2 protein-coding genes are annotated in these 1,751 nt (G+C 67.2%); one reads left to right on the forward strand and one right to left on the reverse strand.

Annotated features, from left to right (window positions below):
• Positions 1 to 666, reverse strand: a 666-nt coding sequence (locus NKJ06_RS35310; protein WP_352812547.1) for an aminotransferase class I/II-fold pyridoxal phosphate-dependent enzyme, incomplete at its 3' end; no start/stop codon positions are given.
• On the opposite strand from NKJ06_RS35310, the gene cbiB reads away from it, so the two are divergent.
• A complete protein-coding gene (cbiB, locus tag NKJ06_RS35315) occupies positions 665 to 1,633 on the forward strand; it encodes an adenosylcobinamide-phosphate synthase CbiB (RefSeq protein ID WP_352812549.1) in 969 nt (322 codons plus the stop codon). The two genes, NKJ06_RS35310 and cbiB, sit on opposite strands and share 2 nt — an antisense overlap.
• The last annotated feature ends 118 nt before the right edge of the window (positions 1,634 to 1,751 follow it).

Below are 1,751 nucleotides of genomic sequence, written 5' to 3' on the forward strand. Positions count from 1 at the left end.
CCGGTCTCCCGCCGCTACATCTGAAAGTGCACATCCTCGACTCAGTCCTGCCAGGCCGAAGAATTTGCCGAACGAACGCAGCACGACGATACCGCCCTGGCCAACATCGCCCGCGAGGCTGTGTTCGCGCGGACCGACATCCATGAACGCCTCATCGACGACCAGCAGCCCGCCCCTGGCGCGCAGTCCAGCGGCCAGCGCCAGCAAGCGGTCCCGCTCCATGATGCGTCCATCCGGATTGTTCGGATTGACGACAATGGCAAGGTCGGCTTCGGCCAGAGCTTCGAAATCGCTGACCTCCATCACCTCGTGTCCGGCAATCGCCGCAGCGCGGGCATGTTCGGCATAGGTCGGCCCCAGCACCAGCGCCTTGCCGGGCGCGATCAGCGATGCGACGCGCGGCAACAGGATCTGTGTGCCCGGTGCCGCCGCGACGTTGGCCGGCGACGGCGCGCCATAGGTGCTGGCCGCGATCTCTATCAGGTCGCGCGCACGCCCTGATTCCGGCAACCGCGACAGGGTGGTGGCGGGCAGGTCGAAAAGCGGGTAGGAGTGCGGATTGATACCGGTCGAGAGGTCGACGAAAGGCTGCGAAGCGTTGGGGAAAAGCGCCCTCGCCCGGCCAAGACTTCCACCATGTTCCACCGCTCCTTCAAGAAGCTTCATGTCAGTTCTGATCGCTTTCCTGTCATTGGCCGTCGAATTCGCCCTCGGTTACCCCGACTGGCTGTTTCGCGCCATCGGCCATCCGGTGACGTGGTTCGGCAGGCTGATATCCTTTCTCGACCGCAGGCTCAACCGCGCCACTGATCCCGACGCACTGCGTCGCAAGCGCGGTGTCCAGGCGCTGCTGGTCATCGTGCTGGTGCCGGCGATAATTGGCCTCGGCGTGCAGATCCTGCTCTGGTTCGTTCCGATGGGGCTATTCATCACGGCCCTTCTGGCAACGTCGCTTCTGTCGCAGAAGAGCCTTTACGAGCATGTCGAGGCGGTGGCCGACGCACTCGATACCGGAGGTCTTGCTCTGGGCCGCGTTGCCGTCTCGCGAATCGTCGGCCGCGATCCCGAAACGTTGGACAGGGCCGGAGTCTGCCGCGCGGCGATCGAGAGCCTGGCCGAGAATTTTTCAGACGGCATCGTCGCCCCCGCCTTCTGGACCGGCGTCGGCGGCCTGGCCGGTGGCGCTGCCTACAAGGCCGCCAACACCGCCGATTCGATGATCGGCCACCGCACCCCGCGCCATGAGGCCTTCGGCTGGGCAGCGGCGCGCTTCGACGACTGGATCAACCTGCCGGCCTCGCGGCTGACGGCGCTGCTGATCGTGCTGGCGGCGCTCCTGGTCAGGGGCGCCGATCCGCGCAATGCCTGGCACGCGGTATGGCGCGACGCGAAAAAGCACCGCTCGCCCAACGCCGGCTGGCCGGAAGCGGCGATGGCTGGTGCGCTCGGCCTGGCGCTCGCCGGGCCGCGCAGCTACGGCGGCGTGCTGGTCGATGACGTCTTCATGGGCGAAGGCGGGCGGCGCGAAGCCGACAGCGTCGACATCAGGCGGGCGCTGAAACTCTATCGCGTCGCCGATTATCTGCTGATCGCGCTGTTCGGGGTGATTTCGATCATCGTCATCGTGGCGTGACCTACTTCAACCCTCCCCCTTGTGGGGAGGGTCGGCGCGCAGCGCCGGGGGGGGGGTGCGGCGGCGCCCCCCCCCCCCCCCCGGGGGGGGTTACAACTAGACGACCCCCCCCCCCCCC

The sequence above is a fragment of the Mesorhizobium sp. M0293 genome (assembly GCF_040321735.1).
GTDB lineage: Bacteria > Pseudomonadota > Alphaproteobacteria > Rhizobiales > Rhizobiaceae > Mesorhizobium.

Coding starts and splice junctions, on each gene's coding strand:
- cbiB (WP_352812549.1), top strand. CDS start 665: ATGTCAGTTCTGATCGCTTTCCTGTCATTGGCCGTCGAATTCGCCCTC.